The 18,485-nt window shown below is 63.2% G+C and carries 24 protein-coding genes; 10 read left to right on the plus strand and 14 right to left on the minus strand.

The genetic code is table 11. From position 1 onward, the window contains the following. Nucleotides 1-68: 68 nt before the first annotated feature. From RBH77_RS17805 to RBH77_RS17825, 5 genes are read right to left on the minus strand one after another with little or no spacing between them, the layout of a single operon-like run. The gene (locus RBH77_RS17805; RefSeq protein ID WP_311028913.1) at nucleotides 69-542 is read right to left on the minus strand and encodes a GNAT family N-acetyltransferase; all 474 of its coding nucleotides are present in this window, start codon (nucleotides 540-542) and stop codon (nucleotides 69-71) included. Between the two features lie 17 nt (nucleotides 543-559). Next, the gene (locus tag RBH77_RS17810; protein ID WP_311032596.1) at nucleotides 560-2,407 is read right to left on the minus strand and encodes an ABCB family ABC transporter ATP-binding protein/permease; all 1,848 of its coding nucleotides are present in this window, start codon (nucleotides 2,405-2,407) and stop codon (nucleotides 560-562) included. 47 nt (nucleotides 2,408-2,454) lie between these two features. Next, nucleotides 2,455-2,793, minus strand: a complete 339-nt coding sequence (locus RBH77_RS17815) for an ArsR/SmtB family transcription factor (protein WP_311028914.1) — start codon at nucleotides 2,791-2,793, stop codon at nucleotides 2,455-2,457. 50 nt (nucleotides 2,794-2,843) lie between these two features. After that, entirely contained in the window at nucleotides 2,844-3,059 is a 216-nt protein-coding gene (locus RBH77_RS17820; RefSeq protein ID WP_311028915.1) for a hypothetical protein, read from the minus strand. A 15-nt stretch (nucleotides 3,060-3,074) separates the two neighbouring features. Continuing rightward, entirely contained in the window at nucleotides 3,075-4,850 is a 1,776-nt protein-coding gene (locus tag RBH77_RS17825) for a LysM peptidoglycan-binding domain-containing protein (RefSeq protein WP_311028916.1), read from the minus strand. A 112-nt stretch (nucleotides 4,851-4,962) separates the two neighbouring features. Here RBH77_RS17825 and RBH77_RS17830 point away from each other — a divergent pair, with 112 nt between their 5' ends. Further along, nucleotides 4,963-5,574 (plus strand): LOG family protein, encoded by a 612-nt coding sequence (locus RBH77_RS17830; RefSeq protein ID WP_311028917.1) that lies wholly within the window; start codon nucleotides 4,963-4,965, stop codon nucleotides 5,572-5,574. Nucleotides 5,575-5,578: 4 nt separating this feature from the next. Here RBH77_RS17830 and rarD read toward each other — a convergent pair whose 3' ends face one another. The 6 genes from rarD to cysS all read right to left on the minus strand — a co-directional run bounded on the left by rarD (nucleotide 5,579) and on the right by cysS (nucleotide 11,485). Then, nucleotides 5,579-6,496, minus strand: a complete 918-nt coding sequence (gene rarD / locus RBH77_RS17835) for an EamA family transporter RarD (RefSeq protein ID WP_311028918.1) — start codon at nucleotides 6,494-6,496, stop codon at nucleotides 5,579-5,581. Between the two features lie 113 nt (nucleotides 6,497-6,609). After that, complete coding sequence (gene cimA / locus RBH77_RS17840; RefSeq protein ID WP_311028919.1) at nucleotides 6,610-8,226, minus strand: citramalate synthase; 1,617 nt, start codon at nucleotides 8,224-8,226, stop codon at nucleotides 6,610-6,612. Next, nucleotides 8,219-9,184: a prolyl aminopeptidase gene (gene pip / locus RBH77_RS17845; protein ID WP_311028920.1), complete on the minus strand. Its 966-nt coding sequence runs from the start codon at nucleotides 9,182-9,184 to the stop codon at nucleotides 8,219-8,221. Before pip ends, cimA begins: the two co-directional genes overlap by 8 nt. Next, a complete protein-coding gene (locus RBH77_RS17850; RefSeq protein ID WP_311028921.1) occupies nucleotides 9,181-9,675 on the minus strand; it encodes a GFA family protein in 495 nt (164 codons plus the stop codon). The genes pip and RBH77_RS17850 overlap by 4 nt, the downstream gene beginning before the upstream one ends. 23 nt (nucleotides 9,676-9,698) lie before the next feature. Next, nucleotides 9,699-10,082, minus strand: coding sequence for a VOC family protein (locus tag RBH77_RS17855; protein ID WP_311028922.1), 384 nt, complete (start codon nucleotides 10,080-10,082; stop codon nucleotides 9,699-9,701). Then, nucleotides 10,079-11,485, minus strand: coding sequence for a cysteine--tRNA ligase (gene cysS, locus RBH77_RS17860; RefSeq protein ID WP_311028923.1), 1,407 nt, complete (start codon nucleotides 11,483-11,485; stop codon nucleotides 10,079-10,081). Before cysS ends, RBH77_RS17855 begins: the two co-directional genes overlap by 4 nt. A 137-nt stretch (nucleotides 11,486-11,622) precedes the next feature. Here cysS and RBH77_RS17865 point away from each other — a divergent pair, with 137 nt between their 5' ends. Both RBH77_RS17865 and RBH77_RS17870 read left to right on the plus strand, forming a co-directional pair. Then, nucleotides 11,623-11,790 (plus strand): hypothetical protein, encoded by a 168-nt coding sequence (locus RBH77_RS17865; protein WP_311028924.1) that lies wholly within the window; start codon nucleotides 11,623-11,625, stop codon nucleotides 11,788-11,790. A 48-nt stretch (nucleotides 11,791-11,838) separates the two neighbouring features. After that, nucleotides 11,839-12,003, plus strand: coding sequence for a transcriptional regulator (locus RBH77_RS17870; RefSeq protein ID WP_311028925.1), 165 nt, complete (start codon nucleotides 11,839-11,841; stop codon nucleotides 12,001-12,003). Here the strand turns inward: RBH77_RS17870 and RBH77_RS17875 are convergent. From RBH77_RS17875 to RBH77_RS17885, 3 genes are read right to left on the minus strand one after another with little or no spacing between them, the layout of a single operon-like run. After that, entirely contained in the window at nucleotides 12,000-12,626 is a 627-nt protein-coding gene (locus tag RBH77_RS17875) for a LysE/ArgO family amino acid transporter (protein ID WP_311032597.1), read from the minus strand. The genes RBH77_RS17870 and RBH77_RS17875 overlap by 4 nt on opposite strands. A gap of 27 nt (nucleotides 12,627-12,653) precedes the next feature. Continuing rightward, nucleotides 12,654-12,983 carry a hypothetical protein gene (locus RBH77_RS17880; RefSeq protein WP_311028926.1) on the minus strand — a complete coding sequence of 110 codons (330 nt, stop codon included), beginning with the start codon at nucleotides 12,981-12,983 and terminating at the stop codon, nucleotides 12,654-12,656. Nucleotides 12,984-13,025: 42 nt separating this feature from the next. After that, nucleotides 13,026-13,775 (minus strand): SOS response-associated peptidase, encoded by a 750-nt coding sequence (locus RBH77_RS17885; RefSeq protein ID WP_311028927.1) that lies wholly within the window; start codon nucleotides 13,773-13,775, stop codon nucleotides 13,026-13,028. Nucleotides 13,776-13,872: 97 nt separating this feature from the next. On the opposite strand from RBH77_RS17885, the gene RBH77_RS17890 reads away from it, so the two are divergent. From RBH77_RS17890 to RBH77_RS17920, 7 genes are all read left to right on the plus strand, one after another. Next, nucleotides 13,873-14,277 carry an NUDIX hydrolase gene (locus tag RBH77_RS17890; protein WP_311028928.1) on the plus strand — a complete coding sequence of 135 codons (405 nt, stop codon included), beginning with the start codon at nucleotides 13,873-13,875 and terminating at the stop codon, nucleotides 14,275-14,277. A gap of 50 nt (nucleotides 14,278-14,327) precedes the next feature. Next, entirely contained in the window at nucleotides 14,328-14,702 is a 375-nt protein-coding gene (locus tag RBH77_RS17895; RefSeq protein ID WP_311032599.1) for a TIGR02301 family protein, read from the plus strand. Nucleotides 14,703-14,834: 132 nt separating this feature from the next. Next, the gene (locus RBH77_RS17900; protein WP_311028929.1) at nucleotides 14,835-15,092 is read left to right on the plus strand and encodes a hypothetical protein; all 258 of its coding nucleotides are present in this window, start codon (nucleotides 14,835-14,837) and stop codon (nucleotides 15,090-15,092) included. A 108-nt stretch (nucleotides 15,093-15,200) separates the two neighbouring features. Beyond that, nucleotides 15,201-15,968, plus strand: a complete 768-nt coding sequence (locus RBH77_RS17905) for a hypothetical protein (RefSeq protein WP_371832799.1) — start codon at nucleotides 15,201-15,203, stop codon at nucleotides 15,966-15,968. Between the two features lie 53 nt (nucleotides 15,969-16,021). Further along, a complete protein-coding gene (locus tag RBH77_RS17910) occupies nucleotides 16,022-16,855 on the plus strand; it encodes a metallophosphoesterase (protein WP_311028930.1) in 834 nt (277 codons plus the stop codon). 125 nt (nucleotides 16,856-16,980) lie between these two features. Further along, nucleotides 16,981-17,268, plus strand: a complete 288-nt coding sequence (locus RBH77_RS17915; protein ID WP_311028931.1) for an acyl carrier protein — start codon at nucleotides 16,981-16,983, stop codon at nucleotides 17,266-17,268. 32 nt (nucleotides 17,269-17,300) lie between these two features. Continuing rightward, nucleotides 17,301-18,479: a beta-ketoacyl-ACP synthase gene (locus RBH77_RS17920; RefSeq protein WP_311028932.1), complete on the plus strand. Its 1,179-nt coding sequence runs from the start codon at nucleotides 17,301-17,303 to the stop codon at nucleotides 18,477-18,479. The last annotated feature ends 6 nt before the right edge of the window (nucleotides 18,480-18,485 follow it).

An 18,485-nucleotide genomic window follows, 5' to 3' on the forward strand; every position in this document is an offset into this window, starting at 1 on the left:
GTCGAGGAGAAATGAGGCTGTCGAAGAAGAAAGCGCGCCTCATGACCAACCCGACTGAAATGCTTTTCCTACGGCAGCTTCATCTTGAAACCGGCATGGCTCCTGACAAAACCGAGCCGTTCGTAGAAGCGGTGTGCGTCGAGGCGCCTGCCACTGGACATCAATTGCACCAGCCGGGCGCCCTTCGCCTGTGCCTCCTCGATCGCGAAGCGCATCATCTGCTCGCCGATCCCATGTCCGCGTAAGTCGGCACGGGTCTGTACAGCCGAGACCGTCAGGCTGGACGATCCCTGCCCGCTCATCGTTGTCACCAACGTCGTCTGGAACGTGCCGACGACCTCGCCTTTCCATTCGGCGACGTAGAGCATGTCGTTCGGGCTGGCGGCGATGCGTCCGAACGCAGCCTCGTATCGCGGGCGTGCGCTCTCGTCGGTGGTATCGCCGTGCCCGCCGACCGCGTCATCTGCGAAAAGCGCGACGATGGCGCCGATATCGTGCCGTTCGGCTGGCCGGACCAAGACCTGGATGCGATCGGCTTTCATGGCTGCCTTCAATAGTTTCAGACCTCGGCCGTGCGGCGGCGTACGACCACGCCGAGTTCGTCAGTCTCGCGGGCCTGACGCAGGCGCTCCTCCGCCTCCGTCGCCTCACGCTGGCGATACCACATGGAGGCATAGAGGCCGTTCGTCCGCAGCAACGCACCATGCGTGCCACGCTCGGCGATCAGCCCGTCCTGCAGGACGATGATCTCGTCGGCGGCGACGACGGTGGAGAGGCGATGCGCGATGACCAGCGTCGTGCGCCCGCGGCTGACGAGATCGAGCGCCGACTGGATTTCCTGTTCGGTATGCGTATCGAGCGCCGAGGTCGCCTCGTCGAGGATCAGGATCGGCGGCGCCTTCAGGATGGTGCGGGCGATGGCCACACGCTGCTTCTCGCCGCCGGAAAGTTTCAGCCCTCGCTCGCCCACCATCGCCTTGTAGCCTTCCGGCAGGTGCTGGATGAAGCCGGCGATCTGGGCAAGCTCGGCCGCCTTGTGGATTTCCTCTTCGTCGGCGTCGGGCCGGCCGTAGCGGATATTGTAGGCAATGGTGTCGTTGAAAAGCACGGTATCCTGCGGCACCATCCCGATCGCGGCGCGCAGGCTCGTCTGCGTCACGTCCCTTACGTCCTGGCCGTCGATCAGGATAGCGCCCTCCTGGATATCGTAGAAGCGGAAGAGCAGGCGCGAGATCGTCGACTTTCCCGCGCCCGACGGGCCGACGATCGCTACCGTCTTGCCCGGCGGAACCTCGAAGCTGACGCCTTTCAGGATAGGGCGAGCCTCGTCATAGGCGAAGTGCACGTCGCGGAAGGAGATCGCGCCTTTTGCCACGGCCAGATCGGCCGCGCCGGAACGGTCCGTCACCTCCTGCTTCACGTCAAGCAGATCGAACATCTGCTCGATGTCGGTCAGGCCCTGACGGATCTCGCGGTAGATGAAGCCGATGAAATTGAGCGGCACGGCAAGCTGCATCAGCATGGCGTTGATGAAGACGAAATCGCCAATCGTCTGCGTGCCCTGCACCACCGCATGCGCCGAGAGCCCCATGCACACGGCCATGCCGATCGAAAAGATGACCCCCTGACCGAAGTTCAGCCAGCCTAGCGAAGTCCAGGTCTTGGTCGCCGCCGCCTCGTAGCGCGCCATGGAACGGTCGAAGCGGCGCGCTTCCATCATTTCATTGCCGAAATATTTGACGGTCTCGAAATTGAGGAGCGAATCGATCGCCTTTGTGTTGGCGTCCGTATCGGAATCGTTCATCTCGCGGCGGATGGCGATGCGCCAGTCGCTCGCCCACACCGTGAACCATGTGTAGACCACCACGGTGACGGCTACCACCACGACGTAGACCAGCCCGTAGGTGAAGGCGAAGATGATCGCCGTCAGCGCGAATTCGAGGATCGTCGGCGCGGTACTCAGGATCGTGTAGCGCACGATCGTCTCGATGCCCTTCGTGCCGCGCTCGATGATGCGCGAAAGCCCGCCCGTCCGCCGTTCGAGGTGGAAGCGCAGCGACAGCTCGTGCATGTGGACAAAGGTGCGGTAGGCAAGCTGGCGCACCGCATACTGGCCGACCCGCGCGAAGAGAGCATCGCGCATCTGGTTGAAGCCGAGTTGCGCCACGCGCACGAAATTGTAGGCGACGACCAGCATCACCGGTGCGATCAGGATCGCAGGGATATAGGCGGGGGGCGACAGTTCGCCGCTCAGCGCATTGGTCGCCCATTTGAAGAAATAGGGCACCAGCATGAGCACGAGTTTGGCGACGACCAGAAGCACGGCCGCCCAGACGACCCGCATCTTCAGGTCCATGCGGTCCCGCGGCCACATATAGGGCCACAGATTGAGGAGTGTCCTCAGCATCGAGCTGTCGGAGACGGTCTTGTCGGCCACGACGAGTCCTTTGGATGCTATTTCGCGCCACACACCGGGCGCGGTGCAGCGGTTTCGGGATCGAAGAGGGTATTGACCGAGCGCAGCAGCGCATCCAGCGCGTCCCGGTCAACGCAATAGCAGGAACGCGGCCGCTCCGACCTGAAGCGCACGAGCCCGGCGTCGACCAGCACTTTCAGGTGCTGCGACACCGTCGACTGCGCCAAGTCGAATTGCTCGACCACATCCTTGCAGCAGCATGTCTCGGTCCGGCAGAGATGATGCAAGATGCGGATGCGCACGGGATGCGACAATGCCGCGAGCGCGGGGGCCAGCGACAGATTTTTGAGCGCGTCGGCTGTTTCTATCGAATTCATCGTCTATCGACGATAAACGATGAATTGCCGGCGTGCAACGTCACCCCTGTTCAAAATGCTCGCCGATACCATTTTCGGACCGCGACTGCCGCCCATACGGCCTCCACGACACCGAACGGCCACGCACCCTGCAGGAAGCCGTATGCCGAACCGAGGACGCATGCAAAGGCAAAGGCAAGCGTCGCCCAGCGCGCACGGTCTTCCAGCGCATAGGTGACGAGCATGAGCGTTACGGCAAACAGGCCGAAGGCGGTCAGCCGGTCCATTCCAGGTTGCGCCGCCTATTCGACCGCCTTCTTCGGCAACTCCGTCGCCTGGCCGGCAATTGCCTTCATGTCGGCAGAGTCGCCCTCCTTCGTCTCGCCCGGAACGGCGAAGATCTGGCCCGGCCAGATGAGGTCAGGATTCTCGATCTGGTCCTGGTTGGCGAGATAAATCGTGGAATAGCGGACGCCGTGGCCGTAAACCCTGCGCGATATCTGCCAGAGCGTATCGCCGCGCCGGATGATGACCGCACCGGTCGTCTCCTGCAGTTTGGGCAATACGACGGTCGGCGGCTGTTTCGAAATATCGCTGTCGAGCGAAGGCAGGACCGCGGAGCCCTTGGCGCCTGATGCGGCGGCCTGCTGCCCACCGTTGCTCGCCCCGCCGGACGAAGGCTGGCCCGCCGACGCAGCTTCCGACGAGGGAGCCGTTGAATTTGCCCCATTATTCGAAGTGGCGGTACCGGAGGGCGCAGCCTTCCCCGAACCGGCCGGAGCGGCGGTGCCATTCGACGCTTTGTCGGAACCGGCTTCGCCGGAGGCGACCGCAGCCACGCTTTCCCCTGGCGCGCGCGTGAAGGGAACGGCGGCGCGCGCCGCGACCTTCACCCCATCGGGCGCCAGCATGTCGGCGCGGATGATATAGTCGCCGACCGCGAGTTCATGGATGGATTCGACGAGAAAGCGGCCGACGGGAGACGTCTTCGCCTCGCCCAGCACCATGTCGTTGGCATAGACACGAACCGTACTGCCTGGATCGGCCACGCCGGCGACGAAGATCTTGTTGCCTTCGATCTCGACCGCTTCGACGGAAACCTGGGGCTGCGCATTCCCGGATTGAGCCGTTGACGCCTTCGCCGGCGGCTGCGCCGTCCCAGCCGCCGTTCCTTCCCCGGTCGGCGTCGCATCGCTTGCCGCCGTTTCCTGCCCGGCCCCGGCATTGCCGGAACCCGCCTGCTTGGTTCCGTCACTGGAAGGCTGCGTTGCTGCCGGATGCTGCTTGGGCGTATCCTGCGCCGTGCCGGGCTGCGCAGACGCAGGAGCGGCCGGTGCGGGGGCAGCAGCCGCCGCCTTCTCCGGCTTCGGCACCGTGATCAGCCTGCTCGGCTGCCCAGGCGCTTCGACTAAGGCCAGGACCTGACCGTTCTGATGCTCGGGGATGGAAACGACCGCCGTCTCTTTCGACATCGCGACATTGGCGGGCGTCGTAGCACGCAACACGAGTTGATAGTCGCCCGGCTTCAAGGGATCGTCGAGCACAATGGCGAAGTCGCCTTCCGCACCCGCCGTCGACGCGCCGAGGACGCTCTTGCCCGAAAGGATTTCAACCTTCGCGCCGGGCGCCGACCGGCCCGCGATGACGATGGAACCGTTTCCCTCGGCCCTGACGACATCAAAGCTCGGTGCCGTGACGTCTTTGGTCTTGGCCCCCTCATCGGCCTTGGTTGCCTGCGGTTCGGCGGTGGCCTTGCTGCCGGACTTCGTCTCGGCAGCACCGTTCGGCGTTGCCGCATCACCGGCAGGCGTCGCATTTTCCTTCGGTACCGGTTTGTCTGCCTCCGCCTGACCGGAGGGCGCAGCAGCCTGCTTTTCAGGCGCCGGATCGGCGGGCTTTTGCGGCGTAGCGGGCACGCGCCCTTCCTTCGCCGTCATCGAATTTCCGGCAGGCTCAGCCGTCTGGGCGACCTTCTCCACCGGCGCCGGCGAGAAGGCGCCCAGCCCGTAGGCCACCGCAAGCGCAGCCACCAGCGCGCCACCCCCGAAAAGAAGCGCGTTTCTGATGCCGTTCGCCATATTCTAATCCCTTAGCCGCCTGCCTCTTGGTCTACCGCTTTTCCATTGCCCCTACAAGAAAAAGGCCGCGATGATCTTGACGCGGCAACGGTCATCAACACCATTCGGTTTCATGAAAAAGATTCGCTCCATCTGCGTCTATTGCGGCTCCTCGCCCGGCCGGGATCCCCTATACGTCGGGGCGGCGCACACCCTCGGCAAGGCTATGGCCGAGGCCGGGCTCAGGCTCGTCTATGGGGGCGGCGGCAAGGGCATCATGGGTGCGGTCGCCTCGAGCATCAGCGCAGCCGGCGGAACCGTCATCGGCGTCATCCCGCGCTTCCTCATCACCAAGGAGGCGACGGAGGCCGCGCTCGCGCGCCTCGACGAACTCGTCGTGACTGAGGACATGCATACCCGCAAACACCGCATGTTCGAGGAATCCGACGCTTTCGTCGCGCTGCCCGGCGGGATCGGCACGCTGGAAGAAATCGTCGAGATGATGACCTGGGCGCAGCTCGGTCGCCACGACAAGCCGATTGTCCTGGCGAATATCGGCGGCTTCTGGTCGCCCATGATGAAGCTGCTCGACCATATGAAGGGGGAAGGCTTCCTCCATACGGCACAAAAGATAGCGCCCCTGGTCATCGACGACGCTGCCGAGATCGTCCCGACCCTCCTTCGCATGCAAGGCGAGCCGCACGTTACGGACGAAGGCAACGCTTCGGCGATCGAGCGGATGTAGGCCGCTAGGCAGGCCGGAGCGCACGCCGGCCGCGGACCATCGACCAGCTATAGATGACGAGCGCCAGCCAGATCAGGCCGAAGGCGATGGCGTCCGTCGTCCCGAACGGCTCATGGAAAATAAACACCGCGATCGCGAAGATCATGGTGGGGCCGATATATTGCAGGATGCCGATGGTCGAATAGCGCAGGAGCTTGGTACCGAAGGCATAGAGGATGAGCGGCACGGCCGTGACCGGACCACAGCCCAACAGCAACGCTACATTGCCCGGCTCCGAGACAAGGAAATGGCTCTCCCCCCTCGACTGCAGCCAAAGCACGTAGCCGATCGCGGGCAGCATCAGGATCATCACTTCCAGGAAAAAGCCCTGGCTCGGGCCGATCGGCAATGTCTTGCGCAGGAAGCCGTAGATGGCGAAGGAAAACGCCAGCACCAGCGACACCCATGGAACGCCACCGGCGTCGACGGCAAGAATGACGACCGCAAGTGTAGCGAGCGCCGCCGCCACCATCTGCATGCGGCTCAGCTTCTCGCCGAGCAGCACCGCGCCCATGACGATCGAGACCAGTGGGTTGATGTAGTAGCCGAGCGCCGTCTCGATGGTCCGGCCGGCGGCAATCGCCCAGACATAGGTTCCCCAGTTGATCGTGATGATCGAGGCGGTAAGCGCCGCCATTGCGAGCGTCCGCGGTGAGCGGAGCGCGCGCTTCACATCGGCCGTGCGGCCGAGTGCATAGAGCGTCACGCCGGCAATCGGCAGGGACCAGATGATGCGATGGGCGACGACTTCCGCTGCCGGCATATGCTCCACCGCCTTCATGTAGAAGGGCAGCAGGCCCCAAAGCGTGTAGCACGCCACCGCAAAAGCGAAGCCGCGCGGTGTGTCGCCCTCAACGGCGGTTACGGAAGCAGTCGTATCCATAGGCTTTCCCGGCGGAGGCGTTGCGCCCCGCGCGCCGCAAGAAACACACGAAGCGCCAGGTTACCAGTTCAAATTGCTGATGCTTGTTTCGCGTTCGGCTGATGGACAGGCTTCTATTCGGCTGCGACCAGTCCGGCGAGTTCGCGGTTCTTCATCAGCTTGAAGACGATGGAATCCATCAGTGCCTGAAACGAAGCGTCGATGATGTTGTCGGATACGCCGACCGTCGACCAGCGGCCGCCCTCTCCGTCGTGCGATTCGATCAGCACGCGGGTGATCGCCTCGGTGCCGCCGTTCAGGATGCGCACCTTGTAGTCCACCAATTCCAGATCGGCGATCTCGGACTGGTATCGGCCGAGGTCCTTGCGCAGCGCGATATCGAGCGCGTTGACCGGTCCGTGGCCTTCCGCGACCGACATCTTCTCCTCGCCGTCGACATTCACCTTCACGATGGCCTCCGACACGCTCTTGATATTGCCGTTGGCGTCGAAGCGGCGCTCGACCATGCAGCGGAAGCTGTCGACCGTGAAGAAGGACGGAACCGTTCCGAGCGTGCGACGCGCCAGAAGTTCGAAGCTCGCATCCGCCCCTTCATAGGCATAGCCTTCGGCCTCGCGTTCCTTGACCAGCGAGATCAACGTGTCGAGGCGGGGATCGTTTCGAGCGACATCGATGCCGCGGCGCTTCAGTTCGGCGATGAAATTCGCCTTGCCGCCCTGGTCGGAGACCATGACCCGGCGTCGATTGCCGACCACCTCGGGCGCGACGTGCTCGTAGGTCGCCGGCTCCTTGGCGATCGCGGAGGCATGGATGCCGGCCTTGGTGGCGAAGGCGGAGGCGCCGACATAGGGCGCTTGCTGTTCCGGCGAACGGTTCAGCAACTCGTCGAAGGCGCGCGACAGACGCGTGACGCCGGCAAGCGCCTCCGGGGTGACGCCGATCTCGAAGCGCGCCGCGAAGGCCGGCTTCAGCATCAGCGTCGGGATGATCGAGATCAGGTTGGCGTTACCGCAGCGCTCGCCGATGCCGTTCAACGTGCCCTGGATTTGCCGCGCACCGGCCTCCACTGCAGCCAGCGAATTGGCGACCGCCTGCCCGGTGTCGTCATGCGCATGGACGCCGAGATTGGCGCCCGGAATGCCGGCCTGGATGACGGCCTCGACAGTCGCGCGAATTTCAGCCGGCAGGGTTCCGCCATTGGTGTCGCACAGCACCACCCAGCGCGCGCCTGCCTCGTAAGCCGCCCTCGCGCAGGCGAGCGCATAGGCCGGATTGGCCCTGTAACCATCGAAGAAATGCTCGCAATCGACCATTGCCTCCTTGCCGGCGGCGACCGCGGCCTCGACCGAAGCGCGGATGGATTCCAGATTCTCCTCGTTGGTGCAGCCGAGCGCCACCTTCACATGGTAGTCCCAACTCTTGGCAACATAGCAGATCGCGTCCGACGAGGATTGCAGGAGCGCGGCCACGCCGAGATCGTTGGACGCAGATACGCCCGCGCGCTTGGTCATGCCGAAGGCGACGAAGGCGGCCCGCCTCGTGCGCTTCCCGTCGAAGAAGGCGGTGTCAGTCGGGTTGGCGCCGGGATAGCCGCCCTCGACATAGTCGATGCCGAATTCGTCCAGCATCCGGGCAACGGTGATCTTGTCCTCGATCGAGAAATCGATGCCCGGCGTCTGCTGGCCGTCGCGCAAGGTGGTGTCGAAGAGGTAGAGACGTTCTTTACTCATGGCTTTTCCCAGCGAACCCATCGGTCGCCCGTATCAACCGGTCGAGGATGCCCGGCTCGGAATAGGCATGGCCCGCGCCTTCGATCAGGTGGAATTCCGCCTTCGGCCAGGCCTTGTGCAATTGCCAGGCATAGTGCGCCGGACAGGGCATGTCGTAGCGGCCATGGACAATCACGCCCGGAATATCCTTCAGCCGGCCGGCATCACGCAGGAGTTGCCCTTCTTCCAGCCAGCCGGCATGGACGAAATAGTGATTCTCGATGCGCGCGAAGGCGATGGCGAAATCGTCCTCATGAAACTTGTCGCTGGTTGCGGGCTCGGGAAGGAGCGTGATCGTCTCGCCTTCCCAGGCGCTCCATGCCTTCGCCGCTTCGAGTTGCACGGCCTTGTCATCATCGACGAGGCGCTTGCGGTAGGCCGCCATTAGGTCGCCGCGTTCGGCTTCGGGGATCGGCGCCAGGAACCGCTCCCATTTGTCCGGGAACATCTGCGACACGCCAAACTGGTAATACCATTCGAGTTCGGCGCGGGTCAGCAGATAGATGCCCCGCACGATGAGTTCGCTCACCCGTTCGGGATGCGTTTCGGCATAGGCAAGCGCCAGTGTCGAGCCCCATGACCCGCCGAAGACCTGCCATTTCTCGACGCCCGTCATCTCGCGCAACCGCTCGATATCGGCGACCAGATGCCAGGTGGTGTTGGCCTCGAGTTCGGCATAGGGCCGCGAGCGGCCGCAGCCGCGCTGGTTGAAGAGGAGCACATCGTAGCGCTTCGGATCGAAGAGGCGGCGGTGGCTTGGCGAGCAGCCGCCACCCGGCCCGCCATGCAGGAAGACGGCTGGTTTGGCGCCGGGTGTGCCGCAGCGTTCCCAATAGATTTCGTGGCCGTCACCGACATCGAGATGGCCCGAAGCGTAGGGCTCGATCTCGGGATAGAGGCCGTGCAAATCCCCGCTCATCTCCGATGCTCCGCTGGAGGCCACTCTTCCGTGTCATGGTCCGGATGCTGGTAGGAGACGAGATGGGCCAGGAAGGCTACAGCCTTCGGGTCAGCCATCGTGTCCTCGCCCGGCAGAGCCGGGATGTCATCCACGTAAGGCAGCTTCGCCTCGATGCCCCACTGGATCGCCGGCGCGATCTCCTCAGGGTCGTCGAAGGTGCCGATGGCGAGCGCGATCCCGTCCGGCGCCTCGTAGGTAAGCGGCGTGCCGCATTCGGCGCAGAAGCCGCGCATGGCGATATTCGAGCTCTGGAAGCGCTTCGGTTTGCCGCGCGTCCAGACCAGCGTCGCATGCCTGACGGAGACGAGCGGCGCATAGAACGCGCCGAACGCCTTTTGGCACATGCGGCAATGGCAGACGGACGCACCGTCAAGCGGCCCTTCCACGCGGAACCGCACCGCACCGCATTGGCAGCCGCCGGAATAGGTCGGTTTGTTGTCGAGGCTCATGGCTTTCCTGTCCCGCGTCCGTGTCAGTCGGGCGTATGACATACCGCTTCGATATTGTTGCCGTCCGGATCGAAGACGAATGCGCCGTAGTAGTTCGGGTGATAATGCGGGCGCAGGCCGGGACCACCATTGTCGCGGCCGCCGGCGGCCAGCGCGGCTTCGTAGAAAGCGTCGACCTCCGCCCTCGTGTCGGCCGTGAACGCATAGTGACGGCCGTGTCCCGGTTCGGCTCCCTCGTGCAGCCAGAATTGCGGCCGATCATAGCCATAGCCGCCGACCTTGAGGCCGTCGGTATATTCTTCCGGGACCATCATCACCAACGAAGCGCCGAGCGGCGCCAGCGCCGCATCATAGAACCGCTTCGAAGCATCGAAGTCGCGAACGGCGATTCCGGTATGGTCTATCATCTCTTCACCTCCCAAGTCGTCACGCGCTCGCCCGTGACCGGATCCTTGCCGTCCTTCAACTGGATACCCTGCGCAAGGAGATCGTCGCGGATGCGATCGGCTTCCGCCCAGTTCTTCTCGCGGATCAGGGTAAGGCGGCGCTCGACAAAATTCGCGACATCGATATCGGTTTCGATCGCCGAGAGATCGATCCCGATCAGCGCGGCAGCGGCGACCAGCGCCGGTTCGGGCAGGTCCGTCGCGTTCAGAAGGCGCACGTACTGAGGCAGGTCCAGATCGTCCGAAAGCGCGTCGATGAACGAAGGATCGACTGCCCCGGCTGTCGCATTGTTCGCCTTGCGCCTGAGCTTCGCCAGGACATTTTCCGCCTCCTCCAGCTTGCGCACGGAAAAGTCGATCGGCTCGCGGTAATGCGTCATCAGCATGGCGAGCCGGAGCACTTCGCCCGGCCATTTGCGGCCGCCGAATTTTTCGGTGCGGAGAAGTTCGTGGATGGTGACGAAATTACCTTCGCTCTTCGCCATCTTGCGGCCTTCCACCTGCAGGAAGCCGTTGTGCAGCCAGTAATTGGCCATCACCGGCGTGCCGTGGGCGCAGCGCGACTGGGCGATCTCGTTTTCGTGGTGGGGAAAGATCAGGTCGAGGCCGCCGCCATGGATATCGAAAGTCTCGCCAAGGAAGGCGGCCGACATCGCCGAGCATTCGATATGCCAGCCTGGACGCCCCCTGCCCCAAGGGCTTTCCCAGCCCGGTTCCTCGGGTGAAGACCGCTTCCAGAGCACGAAATCGGCCGGGTTCTTCTTGTGCGCATCGACCGCGACACGGGCGCCGGCCTGCTGGTCCTCCAGATTGCGCCGTGAAAGCCGGCCATAGTCCGGCATCGACGCGACGTCGAACAGGACTTCGCCATTTGCTTCATAGGCGTGGCCGCGCTCGATGAGCTGGCCAATCAACGTCACCATGTCGGCCTTGCCGTCCGGCCGCGGAAGCACGAATTCGGTCGCGCGCGGCTCGAAGGTGGGTTTGAGGCAACCAAGCGCCGCCACATCTTCGTGGAACTGGTCGGCCGTCCTCTCCGTGACCCGTCGGATGGCCTCGTTGAGCGTCACCCGACCGGCCTCGATCTCCGTCCCGAAATCGCGCAGCGCACGGGCGTTGATCTTATCGTCCACGTCGGTGATGTTGCGCACATAGGTGACGTGATCAACGCCGTAGAGATGGCGCAGAAGCCGGAAGAGCACGTCGAAGACGATGACCGGGCGCGCATTGCCGATATGGGCGAAATCGTAGACGGTCGGCCCGCACACATACATGCGCACATTATGCGGATCGATGGGGCGAAACGGTTCCTTCGCCCGCGTCAGCGTGTTGGTAAGTTTCAGACCCTGCGTCGTTGCCGACATGCGCAAAGTTCTCCCTGGCCACCGGCCGGGAGCGTTTTTCTATCCAGGAAAGAGAGCGAAAACGTCCGGGCCAGCAGGCTGCTAGCCGATAATGCAAATGCCGGTAATGGCGAAAGGCGTTTTCATGGACGCGCTTTATGGCCTCATGGGCATTTTACGTCAAGGCGCAAAAAATCGACGCGGAAATGCCGAAATGCGAACCAAACGGCTCCCCATTCGTTGGTTATCAGGACTTCGTTAAGCATAGCGGGGCAGTCTTTGACGATCCGGAAGGATTGAATCAAATTCGCCACGAATTCGACTGAATCCGGGACGATCTGCGCCGCTCCCCGCAAGCAAGCAGGAAGAAGACAATGACAAGTTCAAGGAAAATCCGACGAAAGCCCGCCGAGCCGAAGCCGGCGGAAGCCCTCATCGCGCAATATCGTGCGATCGGCCAGGCTTCGCTACAGGCGGCACTGATGTGCACGGCCAAGAAAGGCAAGAAGACGCCTGAGGCCCGCCGGGCTCACGCCTAACCGGCTGATACTTGACCGAAAAGCCTCGCAACGAGGCTGACGGCGATACCGGCCATGACGAGGCCGACGATAATGTCGAGGATGCGCCAGGCGGACGGCCTGGCGAAGAACGGCTGCAAGAGACGCGCGCCGTAGCCAAGGCCGAAGAACCAGGCGAACGACGCCGTGGCGGCGCCGATCCCGTAGGCAAGTCGCGGCGCCCCGACAAAGCGGCCCGACAGCGAGCCGAGCAGCAGCACCGTATCCAGATAGACATGCGGGTTGAGGAAGGTGAAGGCGAGGCATGCCGCGACCGCGGCTTTCAGGCTTCCCCCGCCGCCTCGCGCCGCCCGCAGCGTTTCGGGATGCATGGCGCGCCGAAAGGCAAGCACCGCGTAACAGCCCAGGAATATCGCGCCGCCGATCGTCACGGCCATGATGAGCTTCGGTGAGGAAGCGACCAACGTGCCGAGCCCACCAACGCCGGCGGCGATCAACACCGCATCGGCGAGCGAGCAGATCAGGCAAAGCACGAATACATGCTCGCGCAGGAGCCCCTGTCGCAGGATGAAGGCGTTCTGCGCGCCGATCGCGATGATGAGCGACCCGCCGAGCAGGAAGCCGGAAGTCGCAGCGCTGAACAAGCCGGGCATACGGTGATATCGCCGATCTCAGCCGTTCAGGCCGACGCGCCCGGTGACGTAATCGAAGATGGCGCGGCGGATTTGCGGATCGTCCAGCTTCGCCACCGGCAGATAGAAGACGAGGTCGTTGCCCTTGGAAAGCGCGATCACGTCGCCACGTTCCTCGACCCGGTCGAAGGCCGACCAGAGGAAACACTCGAAATCGCCGTTGCAGATGGCCATCAGCGCAGCATCGTTGAAGGCGAAGGTTTTTCGGCCCGGATGGAATTCGGGATGGATGGACGGGCACGCGGAAAGCGCCTCGCGGATGGCGATCTCGTCCTCCGCGCTCAATTCCACCGTAAATTCCTTGATCATTTCGATACGCCCAAACTCGGCGCAACTTTAATCGAATGCGGGTTAAATAAGCCTCAACTGGACGTTAACCGGTTTCTTTTCAGCCTCTGATTCGCTGGCGTCGATGGGTTCCTGTATCTCCGGGCCCGTATTGGCCACTCTGTTGACCTTGTCGGAAACGGGGATCGCCTCGAAGAAGCCCGGATCGGCCGGACGCAGAAGGTCCGCCACGTCGCGCGGCTCGTTCGAGCGGCAATCGAGCCAGCGCGAAAAATCCTCCGGCTTGATGACGACCGGCATGCGCTCGTGGATATGGGCGATATCGGTATTGGCGTTGGTGGTCAGGATAGCACCGGTGTCGATCTCCGAGCCGCCCGGCTCGTACCAGGTTTCCATCAGCCCGGCGAAGCCGACAAGTCCGCCGCCCTTAGGACGTACCCAATAGGCCTGCGCCCTGTTTCTGCCCTCGCGCTTCCACTCATAGAAACCGGAGGCGGGCACCAGCGCCCGCCGGTGCCGCATCGCCGTCTTGTAGGTATTCTTTTCCAGCGCCGTGTCGGAGCGCGCGTTGATGAGGAGCGGAAAGCTTTTTGGATCCTTTACCCAGGCTGGAACGAGCCCCCAGCGCACAAGGAGCGCGCGCCGGTCCGGCAGGTTGGAACCGGGCGCGCCCCCGCCCTCGCCTGCCATCACTATGAGGATCGGCTGTGTCGGCGCGATATTGTAGCGCGGCGGAAAATCCTCGAGTTCCAGCAGCGCGAAGAAGGCTTCCACTTCCTCAGGCTTCAGCGTCAGGGCAAAGCGTCCGCACATATTCCGTCCTTGGATATCCGGTCCTACGTAGAAATGTTCCGGCGCTTACGCAACGATTGCGATTGACGGTCTTCCAACGATCCCGAATTCTGACGGCGTGACGGACCGCATCATCCTCGCCGCTTCCGTGGCGTTACGCCGTGGCGACCGCTTCCTGCTCGTGGAACGCGGCCGGGCGCCTGCGCGCGGCCTGCTCGCATTCCCCGGAGGCCGGCTCGAAGCGGGTGAATCCCCCGAGGAAGCCGCGCGGCGCGAACTCTTCGAGGAAACGGGTCTTGAAGTGGGCAAACTCGCTCTCTTCCAGGTCATGGACTTGGGTGGAGATAAGGAAAGCGGCGGGGTGCTCTTCCGGCTGCATGTCTTCACCGGCACCTATCTGGAAGGCGAACCGACCGCACGTGACGACGCCGCAAGCGTCGGCTGGTACGGGGTCGAGGAAATGGAGACCCTGTCGATCACCGCTTCTACACTGGAGGTTGCGCGCCGGATCCTCGGATGCTGACGGCAAAGTGGCGCCTTGCCGCGGCCCGAATCCTCGCTCACAAGGAGCGCATGGCTCGGGCGATCTTGATGCGATTCCTTCTGGCGGTGCTACTTGCCGCTTCCGCGCTGCCCGCCCACGCGGTCGAGGCGCCTTACGAGAAAAACCTTCTCCGGCTCGCTGAAATCCTCGGCTCGCTGCAATATCTGCGCAATCTGTGCGGCGAGAAGGGAGACGACTGGCGTGAGGCCATGGATGCAATCCTGATCACCGAACATCCCGACCCGGATCGCCGTGCGCAACTCGTCGGCAGTTTCAACCGCGGCTACCGCACCTACAGCGACATCTATCACACCTGCACGGCCTCGGCGACAGAGGCCATCGCCCGCTACATGAAGGAGGGCGAGGCGCTCAGCCGCGACACGGCGAACAGGTTCGGAAATTAGGAAGCGGTTAACTTTTTTGCCAATGGCCGGATGCGTAGCATTTTAACTGTGCTAGAACGCTTAACGGGACATTAAGAACCGGCGTCGGATTCGAACGAATGCGGCCGCCGCTTAAAAGGGTGGACGTAAGCTATGGACCGGAGCGTCAGCGACATCGACGCACTGATACGGGAAGAAAAGAGGCTGACCGCGCTCGAAAGCCAGAGCGAGGCATGGGCGGAAGGCATTTCCGCCGGCATCGAGCCGGAAATCCTGGCCGAAGCCGCGCTTGCCACGGCCTTTGCGGAACTGCTTCGGTCGGGCGGCGAACAGGCGGCGCTGGCGCTGCTTGACCGTATGCGCGACCGCGTCATCGCCGGCGAATTCGAGCCCGATCTCGTACGGCATTGACTGTCCGCTGAACCTGTCTTCTTAGTGCGTCCGAGCGCAGGAATCGCTCCACGAAGGAGTGCGCGAGCCAAACAGGTTGCTCGCGAGCGGCAGACAGGCAGGACCACGATGTCGATCATCCCCCCCTTGCGCCGGAACGCGCGGTTTCCGGTCCTTGCACTGGCCCTGTTCGGAGCCATGCTCGTTGCGTCGGGGCCGGCGTGGGCGCTCAGTGAGATCCGTGCCGAGGAGGCACCCACAGCCGACAGTCAGAAGCAGCCGAATGCCGATTCCGACAGCCAGGCCGTGCCGCCGGCAAACGCGCCGCAACTGAATGACGACAGCCAGCCCGACGATCCGGATGCGGCGGAGCCGGACAACGCGCAGACACCTGATGTGGTGAGGCCTCAGGTCGATCCGAACGCGCCGCTTCCCGAAGTGTCCTATGACCTCAGCAAACTGCCACCCGCCGTGCGAGAGATGCACGACAAGATCGTGGAAGCCTGCAAATCCGGCGATATCGAGAAGCTTCGCCCGCTGATAGGCAGCGGGAACGAACAGACCCAACTCTCGCTGACAGAGATCGACGGCGATCCCATCACCTTCCTGCACGACCTTTCGGGCGATACGGACGGGCAGGAAATCCTCGCCATCCTCGAAATGCTGCTGGAGACCGGCTACGTCCATATCAACGTCGGCAAGCCCGACGAGGCATATGTATGGCCGTATTTCTACGCGATGCCGCTTTCGCGTCTCGATGCCCGCCAGCGTGTGGAACTGTTCAAGATCGTCACGGCCGGCGACTATGAGGACATGAAGACCTACGACGCCTATGTCTTCTATCGTGTCGGCATCACGCCTCAGGGACGCTGGGCCTTCTTCGTGGCCGGCGACTAAAGCCCCTACATCCTGCCTGTTCCTTCCAACCGACAAGATTCGGCGGTTCACCCATGAAGCTCGTTCATCTGTCCGATATCCACATCCATCGCGAATCGATCGACGGCTATGATCCGATCGACCGATTCCAGCGCTGCCTGGCGCATGTGGAGAAGCATTTTTCCGACGCTGACGCCATCGTTGTGACCGGCGACCTGACGCATGACGGACAGACGCCGTCCTACCAGCGGCTCAAGGATCTGCTATCGGGCTCGCCGCTCAAGCTGCACCTGCTTCTCGGCAATCATGATCATCGCGGGCGATTCCGCGCGACGTTCGTGGATCACCCCGCCGACGAGAACGGCTTCATTCAATATGTCGCCGACGCGGACGGTTATCGCCTTGTCATGCTCGATACCAGTGAACCCGGCACCCATGCCGGCCATTTGTGCGAAAAGCGCCTGGGCTGGCTGTCGGACAAGCTGAAAGAGGCGCGGCGGGACGCGATGCCCGTCCTGCTTTTCATGCACCACAATCCGGTCGTGGTCGGAGTCTGGGCTGCCGATGTGCTGAACCTCATCGACGATACCGGGATCAGGAACCTTCTGCGGGAAAACCGCGACCTGGTGCGCCATATCTTCTTCGGCCACACGCATTATTCGCTCTCCGGCGCGCTTGAGGGCGTTCCCTTCTCGGCGCCGCGCTCGACCAATCATCCGTGCTGGCCGGAGATCGGAGACAGGCGGCGAACCGGCTTCGGCCCGATCGCGCCCAATTACAACGTCGCCCTCGTCACGAGCGATGCCGTCGTCGTCCACACCATCGACTTCATGCTGGACGGCCAGATCGTCTGGAAAGACATTCCGGATGAGTACGCATACGTACATGGGTCGGCGCCCCAACCATAGGCGACGAGGCGCGGCTTATAACCCGACCGAATGCGCCTCTTTCCGGCTCGGCCCTTTTCCTGCCTGAAAAAACCGATTAGACAGCGCAGCCAACGCGAAGCAAATGCGCAATTGAGGGATTCGACGTGTCATCCACATTCGACAAGGTCGCGGACATCATCGCCGATACGAGCGAGATCGACCGTGACAGCATCACGCCCGAGAGCCATACGATCGACGATCTCGGCATCGACAGCCTCGATTTCCTCGACATCGTATTCGCCATCGACAAGGAATTCGGCATTAAGGTCCCGCTGGAGAAATGGACCCAGGAGGTCAATGACGGCAAGGTCTCGACGGAACAGTATTTCGTCATGAAGAACCTGTGCGCCAAGATCGACGAACTGGTGGCGGCCAAGGCGAAGACGGCTTGACCAGCCGCGGCCCCTCCGGCCAATAGAATTCCATGAGCCCGCACGACGTCGTCATCACCGGTATCGGCCTTGTCTCTTCCCTCGGCGAAGGAAACGACGTCCACTGGGAGAAGATGACGGCGGATCACCCCGTGCCGGTTATCGACACGGAACGGTTCGCTCCCTTTACCGTCCACCCGCTGCCCGAAATCGACTGGAGCCTGCAGATCGCCAAGCGCGGCGACCAGCGGCAGATGGAGACATGGCAACGGCTCGGCACCTATGTCGCCGGCCTCGCGCTCGATGACGCCGGAATGAAGGGCGACGAATCGCTGTGCGCAACCATGGACATGATCGTGGCGGCCGGCGGCGGCGAACGCGACCAGGAGGTGGACGAGAGCATCCTTGCCGCGTCACTCGACACCAACGACCGGGCGGTTCTGCTGAACCAGAAACTAATGACCGACCTGCGCCCGACGCTTTTCCTGGCGCAACTGTCGAACCTGCTCGCCGGCAACATCTCGATCGTGCACAAGGTCACCGGTTCTTCGCGCACCTTCATGGGCGAGGAAGGCGCAGGCGTCGCCGCCGTCGAGACGGCCGCCGCCCGCATCCGCTCCGGCCAGTCGAGCCATGCGCTGGTCGGCGCCGCCTTCCAGACCGAACATCCCGACATGCTGCTCGCCTATCAGTTGGGAGGCCAGTTGCAGCGGGGACAATGGCAACCGGTATGGAACCGTGACCCGTCGCAAGGCGGAGGCGTCTTTACCGGGTCAGGCGGCGCATTCCTTGTGCTCGAATCGCGCAAGCATGCCGAGGCCCGCGGCGCCCGGATCTACGCGCGGATCGGCAACGTCGTTTCGGATCGCGTCCGTCGCTCGAACGGAACGCTGGAGAACAGGCTTCGTGAGATGGCGGCGGGACTGGCCGGCGAGACCGGCCCGCATCTCGTCCTTTCCGCCGCGTCGGGTGCCTACGAAGCGACCATCGCCGAGCGGAAAGCGCTCGAGGACCGATACGCCCTGCGCGGACTGACTACGCTGACCGGGCATGTGAAGGAGGCACAGTTTCCCTTCGCCATGGCGTTTGCGGCGCTCGCCGTCGCGCATGGTGAAGCCTATCCGCCGTTCGATCCGAGCGAGCCTGCGTTTGCGGGCGATCCGCGCACTGTCCTTGCAACGGCCGTCGGGTCGAGCCATTTCGAGGGCATGGCGCTCATCGGCGCGGCGTAGAGAGGC

It is taken from the genome of Mesorhizobium koreense (genome assembly GCF_031656215.1).
GTDB classification, from domain to species: Bacteria; Pseudomonadota; Alphaproteobacteria; order Rhizobiales; family Rhizobiaceae; genus Mesorhizobium_L; species Mesorhizobium_L koreense.